Genomic DNA, 24,741 nt, shown 5'->3' with positions numbered 1-24,741 from the left:
GGGCGCGGCATCGGGCAGGGCGTCGGCGTTCTCGTACGGCACGGTGTTCTCGTACGTCACGGGCTCACCTGCCGGAGGTCGTCGGTGCGGACCCGGGCAGCGGGCGGCCGGGCGCGGTGAGGGCGGGCATGGGATGGTCGGGCAGCGGCGCGTCCGGGGCGGTGGGCGCGGGACGCGGCCCGGCGGACGGCCGGGGGCCGGCGGCCGGTGCGGCCGCGGGGCCCGGCGCGGGCCGCGGCGCGGGGACGGCGAGCCGCGACGGGCCGGGCGCGCTCATCGGGCCGACGCCGCCGCCCGCGGCCTTGCTCGGCTTGCCCCGTACGGTGCCGTCCGGCTCCAGGAACGCCGGGCTGCCGCCGGGGACCATGCCCAGCTCGCGGGCGCGCTGCTCCAGGGCGCCGGGCGCGGAGAAGGCGTCCACCTCCTGCTGGAGCGCCTGCTGCTCGTCCTTCAGCTCGTCGGTCCGCTTCTCCAGCTTGCTCAGCTCGAAGGAGCCCTGGTTGAGCGCGGAATTGAGCAGCAGCAGCGTGATCAGACCGGAGCCGAGGAGCACCACCACCAGGAGCACGAACGGCGTACGCGCCGGTGTGCCGCCGGGGCCGGAGGCGAACAGGCCCGAGAGCCGGCCCGGCCCCGAGCGCGCCCGCCCCGGCCGGTTCACGCGATGTCCTCGCGGATGCGCTCGGCGCCGCGCAGCCGGGCGGGGGCCGCGCGCCGGTTCTCGGCGATCTCCTCTTCGGTCGGCAGCTCGGCGCCGCGGGTGAGCAGCTTCAGGCGCGGCTGGTACTGCTCGGGGACGACGGGCAGGCCGGGCGGCGCGGTGTGGGCCGCGCCGGCCGCGAGGACCTGCTTGACGATGCGGTCCTCCAGCGAGTGGTACGCGAGCACCGCGATCCGGCCGCCCACGGCGAGGGCCCGCACGGCGGCCGGTACGGCGCTCTCCACGGCGGCCAGCTCGGCGTTGACCTCGATGCGCAGCGCCTGGAACGTGCGCTTGGCGGGGTTGCCGCCGGTGCGCTTCGCGGCCTGCGGCAGCGCGTCGCGGATCAGCTCCACCAGGCGCGCGCTGTTCGTGAAGGGCTCCTTGGCGCGCTCCCGTACGACCGCCTCGACGATCCGCTTGGCCTGCTTCTCCTCCCCGTAGGCGCGCAGGATGCGGACCAGTTCGCCGGGCGGGTAGGTGTTGAGGACCTCGGCGGCGCTGATGCCGGTCGTCTGGTCCATGCGCATGTCGAGCGGCGCGTCCTGCGCGTACGCGAAGCCGCGGTCGGCCTCGTCCAGCTGCATGGAGGAGACGCCGAGGTCGAACAGGACACCCTGGACGCGCGGGACGCCGAGGCGGGCCAGGACCTCCGGCAGCTCGTCGTAGACGGCGTGCACGAGGGTGGCGCGGTCCCCGTAGGGGGCCAGGCGCTCCCCCGCCAGCTTCAGCGCGGCCGGGTCCCGGTCGAGGGCGATCAGGCGGGCGGCCGGGAACGTGGCGAGCAGCGCCTCGCTGTGCCCTCCGAGGCCGAGCGTGCAGTCGACGACGACCGCGCCGGGCTCGGCGAGCGCGGGGGCGAGCATGTCCAGACACCGCTGGAGCATGACGGGTACGTGGCGATCGTTGCTGCTCATGCGCCTTCCGATGGGGTGGGCGGCAGGTGGGTCCCCCCGGCCGCTGGCTGGGGGAATGCCGCACGTACCGCTTGGTCCCCGCCCGCTCTGAAGGGGAAGTGGCCCTCCGACGACGGGGAAGTGCCGTCGGCGGACCGGTTGGAGCGGGAGGAGGCCGAGCCGTACGTGCAGATCGCACGCGAAAGATTCGGGATCCAAGGAGAGCGTCACGCCTCCCACTTCGCGCCACTTTAGTCCACTGCCGCGCGGGGTCAATCAACCGGTTCCGCGCGTCCCGCACCGGCCGCCGGGGTGGTTCCGCGCGGTTTTCGAATGGCCCGGGAGCGCCGCGGGACGGGCCGGGCGAGCGGCCGCGACCGGGGCGAAAAGGCCGCTTTCACCCGATCGGCGGCGCCCGGCGGGGCGTGTGGAAAACCTCACAGGACGCCGTAGTGCCCCCCTATGCCCGCTCCCACGTGCAGCCTTACCGGCCGGTGCCCTTTACCGTGTTGCTATGTCGATACCTGCCTCTCAGCCGCTGCCCCCGTCCGCCGACAGCGCCCTGGCCCCCGCGGCCGGCACGGTCACCGACCGCCTCGTCGAGGCCAACAAACAGTACGCCGCCGCCTTCACCGACCCGGGGATGGACGCCCGCCCCGTCCTGAAGGTCGCCGTCGTGGCCTGTATGGACGCCCGGCTGGACCTCCACGACGCGCTGGGCCTCTCGCTCGGCGACTGCCACACCATCCGCAACGCGGGCGGCGTCGTCACCGACGACATCATCCGCTCCCTGACGATCAGCCAGCGGGCGCTGGGCACCCGCTCCGTCGTGCTCATCCACCACACGGGCTGCGGCCTGCTGAACCTGACCGAGGAGTTCCGCCACGAGCTGGCGGCCGAGGTCGGCCAGCGGCCCAACTGGGCGGTCGAGGCGTTCAAGGACCTCGACGAGGACGTCCGCCAGTCCATCGAGCGGGTGCGGACCTCCCCGTTCCTGCTGCACACGGACGATGTGCGGGGCTTTGTCTTCGATGTGACGACCGGTCTGCTGCGGGAGGTCGACCCGAAGTAGGCGCCGGGGGACGACGGTGATCCGCGGCCGGGAGGCCGTGATCCATGACAGCGGGGCCGGGCGGTCCGTCCGTCCGGCCCCGTCGTTCGCGCTGCTCAGCGGGTGGCCGCGGAAAGCCGGCGCCGGCCGGCGTGGGTCCGCGGGCGGGTGCGCGGCCGTGCGGCGGGGGCCGGCGCGCGAGTTATCCACAGGCCATGACGCGAAGCGGCGTGGACGGCGAGAATGCCTACGTGGCGTTGCCGCGGCCGAGGGGCCCGGCGGCGCTCGACGGGGAGGGCCGGTCCGTACGGAGGACGTGCGCCCGCAGTTGGGTGTCCCGCGTGCCGCGGGGCGCGGGGAAGGGCCGAGGAGGGCCGGGTGACGACCTTTGACGAGCAAGCGAGCCTTGGGGGTCCCCCCGCGCGGACGGAGCCGGGCGCGCGGGGCGATCTGACCACCACGGCGGAGCGGGTCCGCAGGTCGGTGGAGGGCGTGATCGAGGGCAAGCCGGAGGTCGTGCGGCTCGCGCTGACCGTGCTGCTCGCGGAGGGCCATCTGCTCATCGAGGACGTGCCGGGCGTCGGCAAGACGATGCTCGCCAAGGCGCTGGCCCGCTCCATCGACTGCTCGGTGCGGCGCATCCAGTTCACCCCCGACCTGCTGCCGTCGGACATCACCGGCGTCAGCGTCTTCGACCAGCAGCGCCGCGACTTCGAGTTCAAGCCCGGCGCGGTCTTCGCCCAGGTCGTGATCGGCGACGAGATCAACCGTGCCTCCCCCAAGACCCAGTCGGCGCTGCTGGAGTCGATGGAGGAGCGCCAGGTCACGGTGGACGGCCAGACGTACGAGCTGCCCGCCCCCTTCATGGTCGTCGCCACCCAGAACCCGGTCGAGATGGAGGGCACGTATCCGCTGCCCGAGGCGCAGCGGGACCGCTTCATGGCCCGCGTCTCGATCGGCTACCCGAGCCCGGACGCCGAGCTGCAGATGCTGGACGTGCACGGCGCCGCCTCGCCCCTGGACGACCTCCAGCCGGTCGCGCACGCCGACGAGATACTGAAGCTGATCGACGCGGTCCGCACGGTCCACGTCGCCGAAGCGGTGCGCAGATACGCCGTGGACCTGGTCGCCGCCACCCGCAGCCACCCCGATCTGCGCCTCGGCGCCTCGCCGCGGGCGACACTGCACCTGCTGCGCGCGGCGAAGGCCGCGGCGGCGCTGGCCGGCCGGGAGTACGCCCTCCCGGACGACGTGCAGGCGCTCGCGGTGGCGGTGCTGGCCCACCGGCTGCTGCCGACCGCGCAGGCCCAGCTCAACCGCCGTACGTCCGAGCAGGTCGTGGGCGAGATCCTGCGCCGCACACCGGTGCCCGACCCCTCGGCGCAGCAGTGGCCCAGGCCCCACCCGGGGCAGCCGCCCGGCCTGCGGGGGTACTGATGACGGCCGGGGGGATCGAGGGCGCGCCGGAGCGCGGCGGTCTGCGGGCCGCCTTCGCCGGGCTGACGACGCGCGGCCGGTCCTTCCTGGCGGCGGGCGTCGCGGCCGCCGTGTGCGCGTACGCCCTCGGGCAGACGGACCTGCTCCGCGTCGGGCTGCTGCTGGCCGTGCTCCCCCTGGTGTGCGCGATCGTGCTGTACCGCACCCGCTACCGGGTCGCGGGCAGCCGTACCCTCTCCCCCGCCCGGGTGCCGGCCACCGCCGAATCGCGGGTGCGGCTGCGCGTCGAGAACGTCTCGCGGCTGCCCACCGGTGTGCTGATGCTCCAGGACCGCGTGCCGTACGTACTGGGCCCGCGCCCGCGCTTCGTGCTCGACCGGGTCGAGGCCGGGGGCCGCCGGGAGGTGTCCTACCGGGTCCGTTCCGACCTGCGCGGGCGCTATCCGCTGGGGCCGCTGCAGCTGCGGCTCTCCGACCCGTTCGGCATGTGCGAGCTGACCCGCTCCTTCAGCGACCACGACACGCTGACCGTCGTGCCGCGGGTCGAACCCCTGCCGCCGGTCCGGCTCGCGGGCGAGGCGTCCGGGTACGGCGACGGCCGCCAGCGCTCGCTCGCCCTGGCCGGCGAGGACGACGTGATCCCCCGCGGCTACCGCCACGGCGACGACCTGCGCCGCGTCCACTGGCGCTCCACCGCGCGCTACGGCGAGCTGATGGTCCGCCGCGAGGAGCAGCCGCAGCGGGCCCACTGCACGGTCCTGCTCGACACGCGGCGCACGGCCCATCAGGGTTCCGGCCCCGACTCGGCGTTCGAGTGGGCGGTGTCGGGCGCCGCGTCGGCTGCGGTCCACCTTCTGGAGCGCGGTTTCTCGGTCCGTTTTCTGACCGACTCTGGCATGTCCGTACCGGGCCCCGACGGAACCGGCGGCTGGGCGGGCGGCGCCGAATCCGCCGACACCGCCGGCCTCCTGCTGGACACCCTGGCCGTGGTCGACCAATCCGACGAACCCGGCCTGGCCCGGGCGTATGACGTCCTGCGCAGCGGCAACGAAGGGCTGCTGGTGGCATTCTTCGGCGACCTCGACGAGGAACAGACCGCGGTGGCCGGACGGATGCGGCGGCGCGGCGGCGCGGCAGTCGCCTTCGTACTGGACAGCGACGCCTGGTCGCGGGGCACCGGATTCCGCTCCACCGGTGGTCAGCCGCGGCTGCCGCTGGAGGAGCGGTTGCGGATGCTCCAGGAGGCGGGCTGGAAGGCACTGCCGGTGCGACCCGGTGATTCGCTGGCGGAGCTTTGGCGGCGGGTGGATCGGGTGGGGGGTGCTCCGGGGGCGGGGGACTCCGGGGGCTCCGGTACGGGCGGTGCTGGTGTGGTCGGGGGTGCCGGTACGGGCGGCGGGGCGGGGCCGGGGAGCGAGGTGGGGGCATGAGCGGGCGGGCGCGGCTGACGGTTTGTGCAGTGGTGGCGATGCTGGCCGCTTCTTGTGCGCTGCTGTCGTTGACGGCGCGGTGGTGGCAGGTGGATCGGGCGGGCGTGGCGGAGGGATCGGCGGGCGGCGGGCCGGTGGCGGGAGCCGCCGGGGGTGCCGGTACGGCCGGCGCTGATGCGGCCGGTGCTGTCGCTACGCGCGGGGGCGTCAGCGCTAGCGGCACGGCCGGGGGCGCCCGGCCGGTCGCGGCGTCGGGGAGCGGGGCAGAGGCATGAGCGGGCGGGCGCGGCTGACTGTGTGCGCGGTGGTGGCGACGTTGGGCGCTTCTTGCGCGCTGTTGCCGCTGGTGGATCCGGTCGGCTGGATGCTGCAGGCGGCGATTCTGCTGACGATCGTGTCCGGGGTGGGGGCGCTGGCCCGCCGGGTGCCGCTGGCGCGGCCGCTGACGGTGGCGGCGCAGGCCGTGGTGGCGCTGCTGCTGCTCACCGTGCTCTTCGCGCACGACAAGGCGATCGCCCTGGTCCTGCCCGGCCCGGACGTCTTCGCGGAGTTCGGCGAACTGGTGCAGGAGGGCGTCGCCGACGTCAGCCGGTATGCGATACCGGCCCCGGTGACGGCCGGCATCCGTCTGCTGCTGGTCGGCGGGGTGCTGGTGGTCGGCCTGATCGTGGACGCGCTGGCCGTGACGTACCGCAGCGCGGCGCCCGCCGGACTGCCCCTGCTCGCGCTGTATTCGGTGGCGGCGGGCCTCTCGCAGGGCGGGGCGGGCTGGCTGTGGTTCCTGGTCGCGGGGGCCGGATATCTGCTGCTGCTCCTGGCCGAGGGCCGGGACCGGCTCTCGCAGTGGGGCCGGGTGTTCGGTGGCCGGAGCGCCGGCTCCGGGAGGCCGGCGTTCTCCGGCGGGCAGAGTTACGCGGGCACGGTCGGCGGCCCGGCGCAGGCCCCGGTCCGTATGGGCCGCCGGATCGGCGCGCTGGTGCTGGGCGTCGCCCTGGTGGTGCCCGCGGTGCTGCCCTCGCTCGGCGGCGGGCTGCTGGGCCAGGCGGTGGCCGGCCGCGGTCCGGGCGGCGGAGGCGGCACGATCTCCGCGGTGAACCCGCTGGTGTCCTTGCAGAACAGCCTGAACCAGCCCGAGGACCGGCAGGTCCTCAACTACCGCACCACCGCCTCCGACACGCGTGACATGTATCTGCGCATCGTCGCGCTCGACCAGTTCGACGGCACCGCGTGGAAGCCGTCCGAGCGTGCCGTCAAAGACGTGCCGGACCGGCTGCCCGAACCTGCCGGACTGAGCCCGGAGGTGGACGTCACCCCCGTCAACACGAGCATCTCCACCGCTCCTTGGTACGCGCAGAACTGGCTGCCCCTGCCCTACCCCGCCTCCCGCGTGGACATAGCCGGGCGCTGGCGCTTCGAGCCGGAGGGCCGCACGCTGGTCGGCGACCGCGGGCAGAACACGCGGGGCGTGCAGTACCAGGTCGAGAGCCTGCTGGTCCGGCCCACCGCGCGCCAGTTGGAGGAAGCGCCCGCGCCGCCCGCCGAGCTGACGCGCGAGTACACCAAGGTCCCGGACTCGCTGCCCCCGGTCGTGCGCGAGACCGCGAAGCAGGTGACGAAGGGCGCCGGCACGGCGTACGACAAGGCCGTCCGCCTCCAGGACTGGTTCTCGCTCAACGGCGGCTTCACCTATAACACGGAGGTGCGGGCCGGCAGCGGCACGGAAGCCATCTCCCGGTTCCTGGAGCAGAAGGAGGGCTTCTGCGTGCACTTCGCCTTCTCCATGGCGGCGATGGCACGCACGCTGGGCATACCCGCCCGGGTCGCGGTCGGCTTCACCCCCGGCACCCGGCAGAGCGACGGCTCGACCTCGGTCGGTCTGAAGGACGCCCACGCCTGGCCCGAGCTGTATTTCGAGGGCACCGGCTGGACGCGGTTCGAGCCGACGCCGAGCCGGGGCACGCTGCCCGACTACACCCTCACCAACACCCCGTCCAACGGCGGTACGAACGCCCCGGCACCGCAGCCGTCGCGCTCGGCGGCGGCGCCCGTCGGGCCGTCCCCCGCGCAGAGCTGCGCCCCCGCCGAGCGGCGCGTCGGCCCGTGCTGGACGCCGCCCGCGCAGTCGACGAGCGGCCCGGCCGAGGGCGGGCCGTCGCCGTGGACCGTAGCGGCGATCGTTATCGGCATCCCGCTCCTGCTTCTGCTTCTCCTGCTACCGGTGCTGTGGCGGCTGCGGGCCCGCTCCCGACGTCTCGGCGGCAGCGTGGCCGGCCGACACCGTCCACGGTCGGCCGCCGCGCCGGACCTCCGCACGGCCCATCTCGAACCGGACGACTCCGGCTGGGACGGCGGCGGCGCGCCGGAGTCCCGGGGCGGCATACCGGCCGGGGCCACGCGCACGCTCGCGGCCTGGCAGGAACTGATCGATTCCGGCTGGGATTACGGCATCCTGCCGGACGAATCGCTCACTCCCCGCAAGGCGGCGGAGCGGATCGTGCGGATAGGCGAGTTGCGGGCGCCGGCGGCGGAGTCGGCCCACCGGGTCGCGGCGTCGGTGGAGCAGGTGCTGTACGCACCGCATCCGCAGCCGGCGCCCGGCCTCGCCGACGAGGTGCGCCGCGTCCGTACCGGCCTGCACGACGCCGCGTCCCGGCGCCTGCGGCTGCGCGCGCTCCTGGCGCCGCGCTCCGCCGCACGGGCCCTGTGGACCCTGTCGTCCCGCTGGTCGGCCTTCCTCGCCCGCTGCGCCACGAGCCCACCGGCCACCGCGGTGCGCAAGGTGGCGAGCGCTCTGCGGCTGTCCCGGGAGCGGACATAGAGGTACGGCTCTTTCGCGAGCGGACGTAGAGATACCTCATTCGCGAGCGGACGTAGCGGTGCGCCTTCTTTCGCGAGCGGACGTCAACGTCAGGAGGTCAGCGAGCGCGCGTCAGCGTACGGGCGCGCGCGTGGGCGCCCGGCGAACCGTGGGCGCGGCGAGAGCGCGGAGCGCGTGGGGGGTGCAGCGCGTGAAAGGCGGAGCGGAGGGCGCGAAGGCCAGGAGGGGACGGCCAGGCTGTGTACCGAGGCAACAGCGGCCTGATAGCGGCGCCCTGGGACGTGGCCCGCACCACGACCGGCACCGCGACCCGCGCCCCACCTCGACACCCCGCTTTGCCCTCGCGTATGCAAAGAGCGAAGTCGACCGGTAACCGGCCGCAGCCCCGGCCGCCCCCGGCCGTCGCTCCCCCGAACACGAGAAGCGGCCGTCCGGAATCCGGACGGCCGCGACATCTCAAATGTTGGGCGTGGCAGGGCGAGCAGGAGGTCGGGGAGCCGAGGGGCCGGTCAGTGGCCCTGTTCGTCGCGGCGGCGCTGCCACCGGCTCTCGATCCGGTCCATCATCGAGCGGCGCTGCCGGGCCTGGCGCCTGGCCTGACCGCCACCGGGTCCCGCGCGGCCGCCCGCCGCGGCCTGCTGCTCTCCCGGCTTGGGCGCCTTGCGCCAGCCGGTGACCGCGAGCACCGCGCAGCCGAGCATCACGAGGAAGCCGACCACGCTGATCCAGATCTGCTGGGCGACCATACCGGCCATGAGGAGCGCGATACCTACCAGGAAGCCCGCGACCGCTTGGTAGACCCGTCGCCGGGTGTACGTACGCAGCCCGCTTCCCTCAAGCGCTGTCGCGAACTTCGGATCTTCGGCGTACAGCGCTCGCTCCATTTGCTCGAGCATGCGCTGCTCGTGCTCCGAGAGCGGCACGGAGTCCTCCTACTCGTCGGTCGCGGGGGGCGACCGGGTGCGACCCTTTCAGGATAGGCAGGGAATCGCCCCCGTGAAACCCGCCCCTCTACGCCAATTCACCGCCCGGGCCGCCGTGGCGGTCGGTGGTGCCTGCAGCCTGCATTCCCCACCCGCCGATCCGTCATGCCGGGCGTTGTACCCCCGATCATACGGGGCGAAGCGGCTGATCGGGTGGCCTGTGGCCGACTGCACGCACAGCGTGAGCGGCTCGGGGAAGTCAGCCGCGCTCGGCGAGCACGTGCAGCTGGGTGGCGACCGAGTGGAACGCGGGGTTCTCGGCGGCGGCTGCCTCCAGTTTCAGCAGGGCGTCCATGGCGCCGGGCTCGGTGTCCACCAGGACGCCGGGCACCAGGTCGGCGAAGACCCGTACGCCGTGCACACCGCTGACCTTCAGGCCGGTGTCCGAGACCAGTGCGGTGAGCTGCTCGGCGGTGAAGCGCCGGGGCACCGGGTCCCCGTCGCCCCAGCGGCCCGCCGGGTCCGTCAGGGCGTTCCTGGCCTCGGTGAAGTGGCCCGCCAGGGCGCGGGCGAGCACGGCGCCGCCCAGTCCGGCGGCGAGCAGGCTCAGGGTGCCGGCCGGGCGCAGCGCGCCGACCGCGTTGCGCACGCCCTCGGCCGGGTCGTCGACGTACTCCAGCACGCCGTGGCACAGCACGGTGTCGTAGCCGCCGGGCTCGACCACGTCGAACAGGCCGTGGGCGTCGCCCTGCACGGCGCGCACCCGGTCGGCGACGCCCGCTTCGGCGGCCCGCCGCTCCAGGGCGAACAGGGCGTTGGGGCTGGGGTCCACGACCGTGACGCGGTGGCCGAGGCGCGCGACCGGCACGGCGAAGTTGCCGGTACCGCCGCCGGTGTCCAGGACGTCGAGGACGTCCTGCCCGGCGGCCGCGGCCCGGCGCTCCAGGGCCTCTACGAGAACCTCCCAGACCACGGCGGTACGAAGGGATGCGCGCGGGCGCAGCGGGTCAGACACGGCGGGTGGCTCCTCGACGGGGGCATGGAACTGATGGGTACCACCCTAATGGGACGCGAGGGGACGGCCCGGCCTCCCGATACCGGCCGACCGGGCCGGATACCCCTGCCCCCGCCCCCGCCCGTCACCCCGCCCGCTGGGACGGCAGGGTGGGCTGGAGGAGCAGCATCCGTTCCACCAGGCGCAGGAACATCGCCACGTCGCGGATCAGGTCGTCGGCGTCGCGCGGGCCGGCCGCGCCGGCTATGCCCGCCTCGGCGCGGGCACGGCGCTGGGCGCCGGAGGCGAACAGGGCGCTCCACTCGGCGAGTTCGGGAGCGACCTCGGGCAGCACCTCCCAGGCGCTGCGGATGCGCTGCCTGCGGCGGAGGCTGGTCTCGGGGCGGCCGCGCACGGCGAGGACGGCGGCCGCGGTGCGCAGTGCGGCGAGGTGGGCGGTGGCGTAGCGCTCGTTGGGGGTTTCCAGGTCGCGGGCTTCGTCGATGCCACGCTGGGCCTGGGCGAGCAGGTCGAGGGCGGCGGGCGGCGCTGCCGCCCGGCGCAGGACGGGGTGGACATCGCCCGGAGGGCCGTACGCCGCGGAGCTGCCCGCGGCCGAACTGGCTGCCATGACGAACCTCCTGTCGTCGCATGACGGTTCGGGGACCGTATGGGGCCATCGTGCGGCACACCACTGACAATCGGCTCTGACCTGCTCTTTCCCTGTGCGGGGCGGGTAATTCGGGGAGATCGCGGCTTTCCCCGGAAAGCGGGCGGACGGCCGGGACCCCCTTGCGGAGACATGACAAGGCTGCGCATACTTTTTGAACTGACTGGTCAGTTCAAAGGAGGGGATCGTGCACAGCACCCCGCACGGGGCGGCCGTCACCGCCACCGGGCTCGGCGTCCGGGGCCCCCGCGGCTGGGCCTTCCGGGACATCGGCCTGACGGCCGGGCCGGGCTCGCTGATCGCCATCGAGGGCCCGTCCGGTTCGGGACGCACCTGCCTACTGCTCGCGCTCACCGGCCGGATGACGCCCTCCGCCGGTACGGCCGAGGTCGCCGGGCTGCCGCTGCCCAAGAAGATGGCGGCGGTACGGGCGATCACCGCACTGGCCCACGTACCCGGTGTCACGGATCTCGAACCTGCCCTGACGGTGGCCGAGCACCTGCGCGAACGCACCCTGCTCCAGCACCGGTTCGGCGAATCGGTGCGCGCGCTGCTGCGCCCGCGCCGGGAGCGTACCGCGGCGGCCCGCGCCCGTACCGACGCGGCCCTGGAGGCGGCCGGTCTGGATGTGGAGGTTCTGCCCAAGGGCGTACGGACGGCCGTACGCGACCTGGAGCGCGCCGAAGCGCTGCGCCTGTCGCTCGCCCTGGCGCTGATCGGGAAACCCCGCCTGCTCGCCGTGGACGACACCGACATGAAGCTCTCCGACGCCGAACGCGCAGGCGTCTGGGCGACGCTGCGCGCCCTGGCGGAGTCCGGGACGACCGTCCTCGCGGTGTGCAGCCAGGCGCCCGAGGGCGCGGTCGTGGTGCGTACCGGAGCGCATGACGCAGAAGCAGCGACCAGCGACGAAAAGAAGGAGGCGGCGGATGCGCTCGCCGAGGCTGGCCGCGCTTGAGCTGAAGCGGTTCGGGAGGGGCAAGCTGCCGATGGCGGCGCTGATCGCCCTCCTCCTGCTGCCGCTCCTGTACGGCGCGCTCTACCTGTGCTCCTTCTGGGACCCGTACGGGCGCCTGGACAAGATCCCGGTCGCGCTCGTCAACGAGGACACCGGCGCGGAGGTCAAGGGCAAGAAGGTCGCGGCCGGTGACAGCATCGTCGATGGCCTGCGCGACAGCCACACCTTCGACTGGCACCGGGTGAGCGCCCAGGAGGCGGACCGCGGCGTCGAGGACGGCTCGTACTACCTGTCGCTGACCGTTCCCAGGGACTTCAGCAAGCGCATCGCGTCCAGTGGGGGCGACCATCCGGAGACCGGCGCCCTTCAGGTCCGTACGAACGACGCCAACAACTACATCGTCGGGCAGATCTCCCGCACGGTCTTCTCCGAGGTGCGCTCGGCGGCCTCCGCGAAGTCCTCGCGCAGCTTCTACGACAACATCTTCGTCTCCTTCTCGACGCTGCACGACAAGACCCAGGAGGCCGCGGACGGCGCCGGGAAGCTCAAGGACGGCATCGGGCAGGCCCAGGACGGCACCGGAAAGCTGAAGGACGGCCTGGGGACGGCGAAGAACGGCAGCGGCACCCTGGCCGACGGCCTGAAGGACCTCGACGCGGGCGCCGGGCGGCTCTCCACGGGCACCGCCGAACTCGCCCGGGGCGCGACCGCCGCCTCCCGGGGCGCGGACCAGTTGGCCGGCGGTTCCGGCCAGGTCGCCCAGGGCACCCAGCAACTGGCCGACAAGGTCAACGGCGTGGCGGCGGAGGTGGGCCCGTTCGTCCGTGCGCACGGCAAGGAGATCGGCCGGGTCGCCCGGGTGGTCGCCGACGGCGCACAGGCCGTACGCGAGAACCTGGACAAGCTGCCGCGCGCCGCCGACGCGGGCGCCAGGCTCTCCCGGGGGATGTCCGACCACCTCGCGGCCTTCTACCGGCAGCGCTGCGGGGACGCGGCGCGGCCCGACGCCTCCTGTGCCGAGCTGAAGCAGCTCAAGGAAGAGGCGGCACGCGCGGCGGCCAAGGCCGAGGAGATCAGCGGCTACGTGCACGACCAGAAGAACCTCGACCGCCTCGCCCGCGACCTGGACTCGCTGCACCGCCTGGCGGACGAGCTGGCGCGGCGCGGCCCGCATCTCGGCGCCGACCTGGACGCCGCCGTCAAGAAGATCAACCAGCTCAACGCGGGCGCCCACCAGGTCTCCGCGGGCGCCGGCAAGCTGGCCGCCGGGACCGGCAAGCTGGCGGACGGCGCGGGGCAGGCGGCCGACGGGGCCAGGAAGCTGCACGACGGCGCCGGACGCGCCTCCTCCGGAGCGGACGCTCTCGACCAGGGCGTCGGCAAGCTGAAGGACGGCGCGCAGACCCTGTACAGCGGCATGTACAAGCTCTCCGACGGCTCGCAGAAGCTGGCCGGCGGCCTGCACGACGGCGTACGGCAGATCCCCGACTACGACAAGCACGACCGGGACGCCCGTACGCGCGTCATGTCCGACCCGGTGCAGCTCGCCTCCGAGGCCACGCACCGCGCGCCCAACTACGGCACCGGTTTCGCCCCGTACTTCATCCCGCTCTCCCTCTGGGTCGGCGCGATGGTCGCCTACATGCTGATCCCGCCGCTCAACCGGCGCGCGCTCGCCATGGGCGCGGGCGCCTGGCGGATCGCGGTATCCGGATGGCTGCCGGTGTTCGCCCTGGGGGTGCTCCAGACGGCCGCCCTGATGACCGTGCTGCGCTTCGGGCTCGGCCTGCACATGGAGCGGCCGGCCGGCACGGTCGGGTTCCTGCTGCTGGCCACGGCCTGTTTCGCGGCGATCGTGCAGTGGCTCAACGCCCGGTTCGGACCGGCCGGCCGCATCCTGGTGCTGGCGCTGCTGATGCTCCAGCTGACGTCGGCGGGCGGTACGTACCCGGTGCAGACCAGCCCCGGCTTCTTCAACGCGATCCACCCGTTCCTGCCGATGACTTACATCGTGGAGGGGCTGCGGCGGCTCATCACGGGCGGTGAGCTGACGCCCGTGTGGCAGGGCAGCGTGGTGCTGCTCGCCTTCACCGCGGCGGCGCTCGCGCTCACCGCCTGGGCGGCGCGCGGCAAGCAGGTCGTACGGCTGAAGGACCTCCATCCGGAGCTGAGCCTGTGAGCGCGCGGGCCGCCGGGGGCGGCACAATCACCCCCATGGAAAGCTCCAGCACGCGCCGCCAGGCCACCCGGCGCAAGCTCTTCGAGGCCGCGGTCACGCTCATCGCCGAACAGGGCTTCTCCTCCACGACCGTGGACGAGATCGCCGAGCGGGCCGGTGTCGCGAAGGGCACCGTGTACTACAACTTCGCGAGCAAGAACGAACTCTTCGAGGAGTTGCTGCGGCACGGCATCGAGCTGCTGGCCACCTCCCTCCAGGAGGCCGCGGACGGGGCCGCCGCCCGGGGCGGCACCCGGGTGGACGCGCTGGACGCGATGATCCGGGCCGGGCTGGACTTCATCGCCCGCTATCCGGCGCTGACCCAGCTGTACGTGGCCGAGCTGTGGCGGACCAACCGGGCCTGGCAGTCCACGCTGATGGTGGTGCGGGAACGGGCGATCGCGGTGGTGGAGGGCGTGCTCCGGGAGGCGGTGGCGGGCGGCGAGCTGAGCGAGGACATCGACATCCCGCTGACCGCGTCCGCGCTGTTCGGGATGGTGCTGGTGGCGGCGCTGGACTGGCAGTCCTATCAGCCGCACCGGTCGATCGACGACGTGCACGCGTCCCTGTCGCGCCTGTTGCAGGGCCGGGTGAGCGGGCACCCGTAGGCGCCCCGCGCATACGGAAGCGGCGGCGGTGGCCGGCATCATCTGCCGGCCACCGCCGCCGTCGTACCGGCGCGCTGCCCCGGAGCGGATCGTTCCCCCGGCGATCCGTCCAGGACAGCGCTTCCCCCGTGGGGCCCCGTACCCCCGTGCACTCCCCATGTGGAGCCCCCGTGCTCCCCCGTCACGTCCGGGCTGCCGTGCCGTTCCGCCGCCCCGTGTCGGCGGTGCGGCCCGGCTTCCCTTCCGTGGCCCCCACTCTTCCGTCCGCCCAGGTCGCGGCCCATCCGCGTACCTACTCATCTCAGGGACTGAGTACGGATACTCAATCCTGAGCACCGGCGCGCAGCGGCTGGCTACGATCTCCTGCGTGTCTGTACTCCCTCTCGTCTTCACCAGCGGCTGGGCCAGCGGTATCAACGCCTACGCCGTCGTCCTGCTGCTCGGCGTGCTCGGGGCGACCGGCGTCACCGACGAGGTGCCCGAAGCGCTCCAGCGACCCGATGTGCTGATCGTCGCGGGGGTGCTCTTCCTGTGCGAGGCCGTCGCCGACAAGATCCCTTACGTGGACTCGGTGTGGGACGCCGTGCACACGGTGATCCGGCCGGTGTCCGGCGGCGTCGTGGCGGCCCTGCTGGCCGGCCACGACGGGTCGCTGCCGCAGCTGGCGGCGGGCGCGGTGGGCGGCTCCAGCGCGCTGGTGAGCCACCTGGTGAAGGCGGGCACGCGGATGGCGGTGAACACCTCGCCCGAACCGGCCAGCAACTTCGTGCTGAGCACGCTGGAGGACCTGGGCGTCGCGGGCATCGTCGTCTTCGCGGTGTTCCACCCGGTGGCCGCGGCGATCATCGCCGGGGTGCTGCTGGTCGGCGGGATTCTCCTGGTGGCGTTCCTGTGGTCCCGCGTACGGCGCTTCCTGCGGCGCAGGAAGCAGAGGCGCGAGGAACGGCGGGTGGCGGCGGCGCGCGGGGCGGGGACGCGCGGGACCGGGACGCCGGTGGGCTGAGCCGGGGCCTGTGGCGTTCCGGTCCAGGTCAGGCAGGCCGCGGCCGGATTGTCAGTGCCGCCGGATAAAGTCGCAGGCATGGCACGGATTGCGGTGATCGGCGCCGGGATGGGCGCGATGGCGGCCGCCGCCCGGCTGGCCGTCGCGGGCCACCGGGTGGCGGTGTACGAACGTAACGGCACGTACGGCGGCGCGGTGCGCCGCTTCGAGCGCGCGGGCTTCGGCTTCGACACCGGCCCCGGGCTGCTGCACCTCCCCGCCGTCTACCGCGACCTGTTCGTCAAGACCGGCCGCGAGCCGCTGGAGAGCGTGCTGGAGCTGTCCCAGGTCGACCCCGCCGCCCGCCACGTCTTCGCGGACGGCACGGCCGTCTCGCTGCCGAACGCCTCCCGGGCCGGCGTCCTCACGGCGCTCGACGGCGCGCTGGGCGCGGGCGCCGGTGAGCGCTGGAGCGACTTCCTGGGCCGCGCCCGCGAGGCGTGGGACCGCACCCGCCGGCCGCTGCTGGAGGAGCCGCTGTGGCCCGACTGGCAGGTGCTGGGGCGCGATCCGTATCCGGCGCTGCCGAAGCGCGGCCTGTTCGGGCGGCGCAGGCCCGCGGCGGACGGCACCCTCGCCGAGGTGGCCCGCCGCGAGCTGAAGGACCCCCGGCTGACCGCCCTCCTGGAGAGCTACGCCGTGGCGTACGGCTTCGATCCGCGCACCGCCCCCGCGAGCGCCGCGATCCTGCCGTACATGGAGCAGACTTTCGGAAGTTGGTATCCGCGTGGCGGCATCCGGGCGCTGGCGGACGCGCTGTACGAGCGCTGCCTGGCCCGGAAGGTGGAGTTCACCTTCGGCGCCGAGGTCACGCGGATCGTCGAGGCGGACGGCCGGGCGGCCGGTGTCGAGCTGCGCGACGGGAGTTGCGCCGAGGCGGACACGGTCGTCGCGGGCATTGCCCCCGACCTGCTGACGGCGCTCCTGAAGGGCGCCGATCCGTGGGGCGCGGACGACGTACGGCCCGCGGCGGACGAGCGCCGCCGGGTGCCCGGCCGGTTCACGGTCGCGCTCGCCCTGCGCGGCCCCCGCCCGGCGGACGCGGCGCACCGCACGGTGGTCCACGCCGCCGACCCCGCGGCGGAGTTGGCGGCCGTCTTCGGCGCGGGTCCGGGCACGCTGTGCGACCGCCCGACGGTGACGGTGCTGCGCCCGGACGACCCGGAGTCCCGGCCCGACGACGACCACGAGGCCGTGACGCTGAGCGCCGCGGTCGCACCGTACGGAGACCTGGCCCGGCCCCCCGCCACGGCCGGGAGCGGCGCACCGGCCGCGTCGGCCGACCCCCGAAGCGGCGCGCACGAGGGGGCAGTTGAGGAGACGGCCGCGCTGGCTGCCGCCGCCGACCGGCTGATCGAGGCCGCCGGGGCGGCGATACCCGGGCTGCGGGAGCGGGTGCTGTGGCGGGCCGTGCTGCCGCCCGCCGAGGGCGAGTCGGTGCCTGGCCCGGCGCTGGCCGGTGCCGGAGGCCGTTTCCTGCGCCCCGCCAACCGCACCCGCATACCCGGGCTGTACGCGGTCGGCGGCTGGACGCACCCGGGCGGCGGGCTGGCACACGCCGGGATGTCCGGCGCTCTCGTCGCGGGGCTGATCGTGAACGGGGACGACTGGCGCGGCTCCCAGTGACCCGGAGCGCGCCCGCCCGATCGCCGGCGCTGCCGCCGCCCGCTCAGTAGCGGTACTGCTGCCCGTCAAAACCCTGGTTCTGCGGGGGCTGGTAGGGCGGGTACGGCTGCTCCGGGGCGGGCTCGTTGCCCCGCTGCTGGGGGACCCACACCCCGCCGGGCGGCGTCTCGCCGTACGACGACTGCGGGTCCTGCACGCCGGTGTACTGCTGCCCCGGATAGCCCGGCGAGCCCCCGAAGGCGTCGGGCTGCTCGTACGGGTCGTACTGCCCGGGATACTGCTGCGAGCCGAGGTAGGGATCGGAGTAGGGCGCCTGCTGGCCCGGCCCCTGGGCGTGGGGCTGGCCGTGGGCCTGGCTCTGGTCCTGGCCGGTGCCGTAAGCGCTGTAGTGGTCGGTGTAGGCGTCCTGCCCGCCCTGGGCGGCGGCGCCCCCGTAACCACCGTCGTAGCCGTAGCCGCCCTGGCCGTAGTCCTGGTAGCCGTCGTACGCGGCATAGCCGGGCTGCTGCGGGCGCGCGTCGGTGCTGTATATGCCGTACTGGCCGGTGTCCTCGGGGATCGGCTGGGGCGCGTAGACCTCGGCGGGGTCGGCGCTCGCGTAGCCGTCGTGGGATCCCGCCTGCGCCTGGGCCGGGAAGCCGTCCTGCGGGGCGAAGGGGTCCGTGCCGTCGTACGCGGCCGGGGCGGCGTCCGCTCCCCCGGCGCCCGCGCCCTCCATGGCCGGGACGGCTTCCAGGTCGGAGACCTGGAGCGTCGGACCGGCGGACGCGGCCCGGCCGCCGCCCCGGGCCCGGCGCCGCCGGTTGTCACCACGCTTGCCGCTGTCCCCGCGCTTACCGCTGTCTTTCCGCTTGCCGCGCAGCGCCCAGCCCTCGGAGAAGCCGCTGCGGAAGGAGAGCGTGACGTAGGTCTGCCCGACGGCGAAGGCAATGGCGCCCACCGCTATGACGATCACCGACGGAATGACGACACCGACGACCACGCCGAGGAAGCCGGTGAAGGCCAGCAGCCGCCACCGCAGCCGGGCCTTGTACTGGAGCAGCACTTCGCCGAGGAGCCAGAGCGCGACACAGGCGAACGCGATGTACAGGACCACCAAGCCCATATAGGCCCCTCTTCCGCCGCTCCACAGACGGCGTGGTGCGGCAAACCGCCGTCAGGACTGCTGGTGCAGTCCCAGGTTCTCGTAGATTTCCAGCGTCGCCGTGGAGTGGTTCAGGGTGATGAAGTGCAACCCGGGACTTCCCTCGGCCATCAGGCGCGCGCACAGCTGTGTCGCGTACTCGATGCCAATGGAGCGTACAGCCGCCGGGTCGTCCTTGACGGCGAGGATGCGCTCGGCGAGCTCGGGCGGGAAGGCCGCGTTGCTGAGCTGCGCGAACCGTTCGATCTGGCGGACGTTGGTGACCGGCATGATCTCCGGGATGATGGGTGTCTCGCAACCCGCCGCGGCGACCCGGTCGCGCAGCCGCAGATAGTCCTCGGCGTAGAAGAACATCTGGGTGATGGCGAAGTCCGCGCCGGCCCGGCACTTGTCGACAAAGTGCCGTACGTCGGTGTCCCAGTCCGTCGAGCGGGGGTGCATCTCCGGGAAGGCGGCCACGCCGACGCAGAAGTCGCCGGACTCCTTGATCAGCCGGACAAGTTCGGCGGCGTACAGCACGCCTTCGGGGTGCTGGACCCAGTCGCCCATCGGGTCGCCGGGCGGGTCGCCGCGCAGCGCCAGCATGTTGCGGATGCCGGCGTCGGCGTACTGCCCGATGATGTTGCGCAGGTCGGCCAGCGAGTGGTTGACGGCGGTCAGGTGGGCGACCGGGGTGAGGGTGGTGTCGGTGGCGATCCGCTCGGTGGCGCGCACGGTGCCTTCGCGGGAGGTGCCGCCCGCGCCGTAGGTCACCGAGACGAAGGTCGGTGAGACGGCCTCGATGCGGCGGATGGCGTTCCACAGCGTCCGCTCGCCCTTCTCCGTCTTCGGGGCGGCGAACTCGAACGAATACGACTGCTTGCCGGAAGCGAGCAGGTCGCGCACGGTCCGCGCGCGATCAGTCCTGGTGGAAGCTGTGCCAAGGGCCATACGTGCAGATTATCCACCGGTGCGGTCCGCACCAACCAGCTCCGACGAAATGCCCGGATAGCCGCATTCCGGTCCACGCCTTGGACACCGGCCGGCCATCTCACGTCCAGGCGGAGCACCCCGAACGACTCATGCTTCGTGGGCGCGCACCCGCTTCGCCAGGGCGGCGGCAGCGGCTCCCGGGTCCTCGGCCTCGGTGATCGCCCGTACGACGACGACCCGGCGGGCGCCCGCCGCCAGCACCTCGTCCAGGTTGTCCGCGTCGATGCCGCCGATCGCGAACCAGGGGCGCTCGGGGCGCCGCGCGGCGGCGTACCGCACGAGGTCCAGACCGGGGGCGTGGCGGCCGGGCTTGGTCGGGGTGGGCCAGCAGGGGCCGGTGCAGAAGTAGTCCACGCCGGGCTGGGCCAGCGCGGCGTCCACCTCCGCCTCGGCGTGGGTGGACCGGCCGATCAGCACGTCGTCGCCGAGGATCGCGCGGGCGGCGGGCACCGGCAGGTCGCCCTGCCCCAGGTGCAGCACGTCCGAGCCGATGGCGTGCGCGACGTCGGCGCGATCGTTGACGGCCAGCAGCTTGCCGTGCCGGCGGCAGGCGTCCGCGAAGACCTCCAGGTGGGCCAGCTCCTCGCCGGCCTCCATGCCCTTGTCGCGCAGTTGCACGATGTCCACGCCCGAGCCGAGCACCGCGTCCAGGAACCGCGGCAGGTCGCCCTGGCGCCTGCGGGCGTCCGTGCACAGGTAGAGCCGGGCGTCGGACAGGGCGTCGCGTGCGGTGGTCATCGGGCGGATCCCCCCAGGTCTGCGGCGTACGGGCCGGGCCTTCCGGCCCGTACGCCCTCGTGGTGCGAAACGGTCGCGGCCGCGGGTGCGGCAGCGACGGCGAACGGCCGCGGACAGGCCCGCGGCCGGGTCAGGCGCTGCTAGACGGCGAGCGCCTGGGCTCGGCGCTTCACCTCCGTACCGCGATTCTCACGCAGGGCCTGGGCGGGGGTGCCGGGCAGTGTCTCGTCGGGGGTGAAGAGCCACTCCAGCATCTCCTCGTCGGTGAAGCCGTCGTCCCGCAGGAGCGTGAGCGTCCCGACGAGTCCCTTGACGACCTTGCCGTCCTTGATGAAGTCGGCCGGCACATGAAGGGCACGGTTCTCGCCACGGCGCACCGCGATCAGCTGGCCCTCCTTCACCAGCTGCCGCACACGCGTCACCTCGACGTCGATCATCTCGGCGATGTCGGGCAGGGTGAGCCAGGCGGGAACGAGTCCATCGATCTTTGCGTCAATCTCGGTCACGGGACAAGCCTGCCACCTCCCACTGACAGCCGGTAGCGGGGCATCGCCATCGGTGCAGGCAGGCACCCGTACGAGACCCCTGCCCGGGCCCGCCGCCGGGCCTCAGACGGCCGCCGACTTCAGCGGTACGGACGCGTCGGCGGCCAGCCGCCGGTCCAGCACCGCGCCCCGTTCGATGAGCTTGCGCCCCTGCGCCAGGTCGCGCGGCCGGCCCACCGCCAGCAGCGCGACGAGCACGCCGTCGCGCAGCCAGATCACCGACCAGGCCGCGCTCTCCGGGTCGCCGCGCCAGACCGTCTCGTCGGCGCCGGTGTGGTGCCCGGCGTACTGCACGAAGCGGCCGAACTGCTCGGACCAGAAGTACGGGACCGGGTCGTACACCGGACCCTCGGCCTCGCCGCGGGCGATGGTGGCGGCGACCGTGCGCGGACCCTGGAGGGCGTTGTCCCAGTGGTGGACGAGCAGGCGGCTGCCGTAGCGGGCGGACGGGAAGGAGGCGCAGTCGCCGACCGCGTACACGTCGGGCAGCGAGGTGCGCAGCCGCTCGTCGGCCAGTACGGAGCGGTCCTCGGGCGACAGTTCGACGCCGGAGCCGGCCAGCCAGGCGGTCGCGGGCCGGGCGCCGATGCCGACCACGACCGCGTCGGCGGCGAGCGTCGTGCCGTCGGCGAGCGTGACCGTGCCCTCGGTGAGGGCGGCGACCCGGGCGTTGATGCGCAGCTGGGCGCCGCTGTCCTCGTACCAGGCCGCCATCGGGGCGGCGACCTCGGCGGGCAGCGCGCCGGCCAGCGGCCGGTCGGCGGCCTCGACGACGGTCACCCGGCAGCCCGCCTCGCGTGCCGCGGTGGTGAACTCGGCGCCGATCCAGCCCGCGCCGACCACCACGACCTCGCGCTGCTCGGCCAGCACGGGCCGCAGCCGCTCGGCGTCGTCGATGGTGCGCAGCACGTGGACGTCCGGCAGGCCGTCGCAGCCGGGCAGGGTGACCGGTTCGGCACCGGTCGCGATCACCAGGTGGTCGTACTCGACCGGTCCGGCATCGGTCTCGACCACCTTCGAGGCGGGCGCGAGTCCGGTGGCGTGCCGGCCCAGGACCAGGTCGATGCCGAGCGCCTCGAAGTCCACGTCGAAGGTCGAGCCGTCGGCCTTGCCGAGCAGCACGGCCTTGGACAGCGGCGGGCGGTCGTACGGCCGGTGCGGCTCGTCGCCGAGCACCGTGATCACCCCGCGCCAGCCCTGTTCGCGCAGGGCGACGGCGGTCTGTACGCCGGCCAGTCCGGCGCCGACGATGACGACGCGCCGGGCGCGTTCGGCGGCGCGTTCGGCGGGTTCGCCGCCCTGGCGCGCGGGGGCGGGGTCCTGGGGCTGCGTCTGCTCGGTCACCCGATCACTCTAGGACGGCGTGTCGCGCCACCCCGAGATCCGCGCAACGAGATCTATGACACAACGTCACGGCCGGTCACCCTCAGGTGCCCGCGCGACGCCCCGTGTTCACGCCCCGTTCCCCGGCCCCGGCGCTCCCTTACGGCGCGTCCGCGGCCCGTACTAGGGTTGCGGGGAACGCACTCGCGGGAGCCCGGACGCACCGGGCTGAGAGGGAGGCTGCTGCGGCCTCCGACCGTACGAACCTGATCCGGGTCATGCCGGCGAAGGGAGGGGCTGGACGCCCATGCATCCATCCGCACAACCGTCCGTACGGACCTCGGAGCCCACCTCGGTACCGACGTCCCCTGGCGTACCGACGTCCCCTGACGCACTCGTCATCGGCGGCGGCATCATCGGCCTGGTCACGGCCTGGCGGGCGGCCCAGCACGGGCTGCGCACCGCCGTCGCCGACCCGGCGCCCGGCGGCGGCGCCGCCCAGGTCGCGGCCGGCATGCTGGCCGCCGTCACCGAACTGCACTACGGCGAGCAGACGCTGCTCGGCCTCAACCTCGCCTCCGCCCGCCGCTACCCGGACTTCGCCGCCGAGCTGGCCGAGGCGAGCGGCCGGGACCTGGGCTACCGAAGGTGTGGCACGCTGGCCGTCGCGCTCGACGCCGACGACCGCGCCTATCTGCGCGATCTGCACGCCCTCCAGCGCCGCAGCGGACTGGACTCCGAGTGGCTGAGCGGGCGTGAGTGCCGGCGCCTGGAGCCGATGCTCGCGCCGGGCGTGCGCGGCGGGCTGCGCGTGGACGGGGACCACCAGGTCGATCCGCGCCGGCTGGCCGCAGCGCTGCTCGCCGCCTGCGAGCGGGCCGGGGTCGCCTTCCACCGCACCACCGCCGAGCGGCTGACCGTCGAGCGGGGCCGCGCCACCGGCGCGGAGCTGGCCGACGGGAGCCGGATCGCGGCCGGGCAGGTCGTGCTCGCCGCGGGCAGCCGCAGCGGGCGGCTGGCGGGCGTCCCCGAGGACGTGCTGCCGCCGGTACGGCCGGTCAAGGGCCAGGTGCTGCGGCTGCGCATGCCCGAGGGGCTGCCCGGCGGCGTACCGTTTCTGTCCCGCACCGTACGGGCCGTGGTGCGCGGCGGCCCGCTCTACCTCGTACCGCGCGAGGACGGCGAGCTGGTCGTCGGCGCCACCACCGAAGAACTCGGCTGGGACACCACGGTCACCGCGGGCGGGGTCTACGAACTGCTGCGGGACGCCCACGAACTGATGCCCGGCATCACCGAACTGCCGCTGATCGAGACCCGCGCCGGGCTGCGCCCCGGCTCGCCCGACAACGCGCCGCTGCTCGGCCCGACCGCGCTGCCCGGCCTGCTGCTGGCCACCGGTCACCACCGCAACGGGGTGCTGCTGACGCCCGTCACCGGCGACGTGCTGGCGGCGGCACTGACCGGCGGCCCGCTGCCGGAGGAGGCCCTGCCGTTCGCCCCGGACCGCTTCACGACGCAGCCGTACGGTGCCCGGCCGGGCGCCGCGCCCACGCCCGTCCCCGCCTCTCAGGAGCAGCCCGCATGACCGTCAGCACGTCCATCAGCGTCTCCGTGAACGGCGAGCCCCGCGAGGTCCCCGGCGGGCTCACCCTGGACCGGCTCGTCGCCGGGCTCACCACGGCCTCCAGCGGCGTGGCCGCCGCCGTCAACGAGACGGTGGTGCCGCGCGGCCAGTGGCCCGCCACCCCGCTCGGCGACGGCGACCGCGTCGAGGTCCTCACCGCAGTCCAGGGAGGCTGATCCCCGTCATGGCCGACGATCTCTTCACCATCGCCGACACCGCCTTCGACTCCCGTCTGATCATGGGGACGGGCGGGGCGCCCAGCCTGGACATCCTGGAGCGGGCGCTGCTCGCCTCCGGTACGGAGCTGACCACGGTCGCCATGCGCCGCCTGGACCCGACCGTGCAGGGCTCGGTGCTGTCCGTGCTCCAGCGGCACGGCATCCGCGTCCTGCCGAACACCGCCGGCTGCTTCACCGCCGGCGAGGCCGTGCTGACCGCGCGCCTGGCCCGCGAGGCACTGGGCACCGACTGGATCAAGGTCGAGGTGGTCGCCGACGAGCGCACGCTCCTGCCCGACCCCATCGAGCTGCTGGACGCCGCCGAGACCCTGGTGGACGACGGCTTCACCGTCCTGCCGTACACCAACGACGACCCGGTGCTCGCCCGCAAGCTGGAGGACGTGGGCTGCGCGGCGATCATGCCGCTGGGCGCCCCCATCGGCTCCGGTCTCGGCATCCGCAACCCGCACAACTTCCAGCTGATCACCGAGCGGGCCGGGGTCCCGGTGATCCTGGACGCGGGCGCGGGCACCGCCTCGGACGCGGCGCTCGCCATGGAGCTGGGCTGCGCCGGGGTGATGCTGGCGACCGCGGTGACCCGCGCGCAGGAGCCCGTCCTGATGGCGGAGGCGATGCGGCACGCGGTCGAGGCCGGCCGGCTGGCGTACCGGGCGGGCCGTATCCCGCGCCGCCACTACGCGGAAGCCTCCTCGCCCACCGAGGGCGTCGCCGTGCTGGACCCGGAGCGGCCCGCCTTCTGAGGCGCGGCGGACGCCACCCGTGCGGCCGATGGCTGTACGGGTGCC

At 74.1% G+C, this 24,741-nt stretch carries 22 protein-coding genes and 1 riboswitch; of the genes, 12 read left to right on the top strand and 10 right to left on the bottom strand.

Annotated elements, in window-relative coordinates; all coding sequences use genetic code 11:
- Positions 1–64 precede the first annotated feature (64 nt).
- Positions 65–661: an FtsB family cell division protein gene (locus CP984_RS30390; RefSeq protein WP_050498816.1), complete on the bottom strand. Its 597-nt coding sequence runs from the start codon at positions 659–661 to the stop codon at positions 65–67.
- Entirely contained in the window at positions 658–1,617 is a 960-nt protein-coding gene (gene rsmH / locus CP984_RS30385; RefSeq protein WP_003983735.1) for a 16S rRNA (cytosine(1402)-N(4))-methyltransferase RsmH, read from the bottom strand. The genes CP984_RS30390 and rsmH overlap by 4 nt, the downstream gene beginning before the upstream one ends.
- Before the next feature lie 493 nt (positions 1,618–2,110).
- Between rsmH and CP984_RS30380 the strand changes: the two genes are divergently transcribed.
- The 4 genes from CP984_RS30380 (at position 2,111) to CP984_RS30365 (ending at position 8,332) form a co-directional block, all read left to right on the top strand.
- Positions 2,111–2,668 (top strand): beta-class carbonic anhydrase, encoded by a 558-nt coding sequence (locus CP984_RS30380; RefSeq protein ID WP_003983734.1) that lies wholly within the window; start codon positions 2,111–2,113, stop codon positions 2,666–2,668.
- 357 nt (positions 2,669–3,025) lie between these two features.
- Positions 3,026–4,084 (top strand): AAA family ATPase, encoded by a 1,059-nt coding sequence (locus CP984_RS30375; protein WP_030180142.1) that lies wholly within the window; start codon positions 3,026–3,028, stop codon positions 4,082–4,084.
- Positions 4,084–5,514, top strand: coding sequence for a DUF58 domain-containing protein (locus CP984_RS30370; RefSeq protein WP_030417375.1), 1,431 nt, complete (start codon positions 4,084–4,086; stop codon positions 5,512–5,514). The genes CP984_RS30375 and CP984_RS30370 overlap by 1 nt, the downstream gene beginning before the upstream one ends.
- Positions 5,515–5,785: 271 nt before the next feature.
- Entirely contained in the window at positions 5,786–8,332 is a 2,547-nt protein-coding gene (locus tag CP984_RS30365; protein ID WP_030180147.1) for a transglutaminaseTgpA domain-containing protein, read from the top strand.
- A gap of 509 nt (positions 8,333–8,841) precedes the next feature.
- On the opposite strand, the gene CP984_RS30360 is transcribed toward CP984_RS30365, so the two are convergent.
- The 3 genes from CP984_RS30360 to CP984_RS30350 form a co-directional block, all read right to left on the bottom strand.
- Entirely contained in the window at positions 8,842–9,255 is a 414-nt protein-coding gene (locus CP984_RS30360) for a DUF3040 domain-containing protein (protein WP_003983730.1), read from the bottom strand.
- 259 nt (positions 9,256–9,514) lie between these two features.
- On the bottom strand, positions 9,515–10,270 hold the full coding sequence (locus tag CP984_RS30355) for a methyltransferase (RefSeq protein WP_003983729.1): 756 nt from the start codon (positions 10,268–10,270) through the stop codon (positions 9,515–9,517).
- 124 nt (positions 10,271–10,394) lie between these two features.
- Entirely contained in the window at positions 10,395–10,880 is a 486-nt protein-coding gene (locus CP984_RS30350; protein WP_003983728.1) for an SAV_6107 family HEPN domain-containing protein, read from the bottom strand.
- 226 nt (positions 10,881–11,106) lie between these two features.
- Between CP984_RS30350 and CP984_RS30345 the strand changes: the two genes are divergently transcribed.
- The 5 genes from CP984_RS30345 to CP984_RS30325 all read left to right on the top strand — a co-directional run bounded on the left by CP984_RS30345 (position 11,107) and on the right by CP984_RS30325 (position 17,371).
- Positions 11,107–11,877 carry an ATP-binding cassette domain-containing protein gene (locus CP984_RS30345; RefSeq protein WP_003983727.1) on the top strand — a complete coding sequence of 257 codons (771 nt, stop codon included), beginning with the start codon at positions 11,107–11,109 and terminating at the stop codon, positions 11,875–11,877.
- Positions 11,849–14,056 carry a YhgE/Pip domain-containing protein gene (locus CP984_RS30340; protein ID WP_003983726.1) on the top strand — a complete coding sequence of 736 codons (2,208 nt, stop codon included), beginning with the start codon at positions 11,849–11,851 and terminating at the stop codon, positions 14,054–14,056. The genes CP984_RS30345 and CP984_RS30340 overlap by 29 nt, the downstream gene beginning before the upstream one ends.
- 35 nt (positions 14,057–14,091) lie before the next feature.
- The gene (locus CP984_RS30335; RefSeq protein WP_030180152.1) at positions 14,092–14,703 is read left to right on the top strand and encodes a TetR/AcrR family transcriptional regulator; all 612 of its coding nucleotides are present in this window, start codon (positions 14,092–14,094) and stop codon (positions 14,701–14,703) included.
- A gap of 367 nt (positions 14,704–15,070) precedes the next feature.
- A complete protein-coding gene (locus tag CP984_RS30330; protein ID WP_003983724.1) occupies positions 15,071–15,706 on the top strand; it encodes a DUF4126 domain-containing protein in 636 nt (211 codons plus the stop codon).
- A gap of 78 nt (positions 15,707–15,784) precedes the next feature.
- Positions 15,785–17,371: a phytoene desaturase family protein gene (locus CP984_RS30325; protein WP_003983723.1), complete on the top strand. Its 1,587-nt coding sequence runs from the start codon at positions 15,785–15,787 to the stop codon at positions 17,369–17,371.
- A gap of 43 nt (positions 17,372–17,414) precedes the next feature.
- Here the strand turns inward: CP984_RS30325 and CP984_RS30320 are convergent, their stop codons facing one another.
- The 5 genes from CP984_RS30320 to CP984_RS30300 all read right to left on the bottom strand — a co-directional run bounded on the left by CP984_RS30320 (position 17,415) and on the right by CP984_RS30300 (position 22,114).
- A complete protein-coding gene (locus CP984_RS30320; protein WP_003983722.1) occupies positions 17,415–18,476 on the bottom strand; it encodes a hypothetical protein in 1,062 nt (353 codons plus the stop codon).
- 51 nt (positions 18,477–18,527) lie between these two features.
- Positions 18,528–19,445, bottom strand: a complete 918-nt coding sequence (gene metF, locus CP984_RS30315; RefSeq protein ID WP_030180162.1) for a methylenetetrahydrofolate reductase [NAD(P)H] — start codon at positions 19,443–19,445, stop codon at positions 18,528–18,530.
- Between the two features lie 129 nt (positions 19,446–19,574).
- The gene (gene thiE, locus CP984_RS30310; protein WP_003983720.1) at positions 19,575–20,225 is read right to left on the bottom strand and encodes a thiamine phosphate synthase; all 651 of its coding nucleotides are present in this window, start codon (positions 20,223–20,225) and stop codon (positions 19,575–19,577) included.
- A 140-nt stretch (positions 20,226–20,365) separates the two neighbouring features.
- Positions 20,366–20,731, bottom strand: a complete 366-nt coding sequence (locus CP984_RS30305) for an Rv2175c family DNA-binding protein (RefSeq protein ID WP_003983719.1) — start codon at positions 20,729–20,731, stop codon at positions 20,366–20,368.
- 102 nt (positions 20,732–20,833) lie between these two features.
- Positions 20,834–22,114: an NAD(P)/FAD-dependent oxidoreductase gene (locus CP984_RS30300; RefSeq protein WP_003983718.1), complete on the bottom strand. Its 1,281-nt coding sequence runs from the start codon at positions 22,112–22,114 to the stop codon at positions 20,834–20,836.
- 175 nt (positions 22,115–22,289) lie between these two features.
- A riboswitch (TPP riboswitch) is annotated at positions 22,290–22,403 on the top strand.
- Between CP984_RS30300 and thiO the strand changes: the two genes are divergently transcribed.
- The 3 genes from thiO (at position 22,401) to CP984_RS30285 (ending at position 24,696) form a co-directional block, all read left to right on the top strand.
- Positions 22,401–23,678 (top strand): glycine oxidase ThiO, encoded by a 1,278-nt coding sequence (thiO, locus tag CP984_RS30295; RefSeq protein WP_003983717.1) that lies wholly within the window; start codon positions 22,401–22,403, stop codon positions 23,676–23,678. (Overlaps the previous riboswitch by 3 nt.)
- On the top strand, positions 23,675–23,893 hold the full coding sequence (gene thiS, locus CP984_RS30290) for a sulfur carrier protein ThiS (protein WP_003983716.1): 219 nt from the start codon (positions 23,675–23,677) through the stop codon (positions 23,891–23,893). The genes thiO and thiS overlap by 4 nt, the downstream gene beginning before the upstream one ends.
- Positions 23,894–23,901: 8 nt before the next feature.
- Complete coding sequence (locus CP984_RS30285) at positions 23,902–24,696, top strand: thiazole synthase (protein WP_003983715.1); 795 nt, start codon at positions 23,902–23,904, stop codon at positions 24,694–24,696.
- Positions 24,697–24,741 lie beyond the last annotated feature (45 nt).

The sequence above is a fragment of the Streptomyces rimosus genome (genome assembly GCF_008704655.1).
In the GTDB taxonomy this organism is placed as follows: Bacteria; Actinomycetota; Actinomycetes; order Streptomycetales; family Streptomycetaceae; genus Streptomyces; species Streptomyces rimosus.
Note: the sequence above shows the minus strand (reverse complement) of the source record. Positions and strands in the feature narration are given on the sequence as shown.